We start from the raw sequence: 232 nt of genomic DNA on the forward strand, positions 1-232 counted from the left end.
CCCACGCGTTCGCACGCATCGGCACCGGCGCGCACGGCAGCATTCACCGCGCCCGTTTCGCCGCGCACCAGCACGGTCACGTAGCCGCCGCCAACAAACTGGCGGCCCACCAGACGAACTTCCGCTGCCTTGGTCATCGCATCTGCCGCTTCAATTGCCGGAACCAGGCCACGGGTTTCAATCATGCCCAGTGCAATTCCGCTTACGTTTGCCATTTCAAAACTCCTTCTCG

The 232-nt window shown here is 62.5% G+C and carries 1 protein-coding gene; it reads right to left on the reverse strand.

Annotation, left to right across the window (positions count from 1 at the left end; translation table 11 throughout):
- Positions 1 to 215 (reverse strand): BMC domain-containing protein (locus EI185_RS17515; RefSeq protein WP_124706432.1); only part of this gene is annotated, 215 nt, incomplete at its 3' end.
- Positions 216 to 232: the final 17 nt, after the last annotated feature.

The organism is Sulfuriferula multivorans, from assembly GCF_003851125.1.
Classification (GTDB): Bacteria; Pseudomonadota; Gammaproteobacteria; order Burkholderiales; family Sulfuriferulaceae; genus Sulfuriferula; species Sulfuriferula multivorans.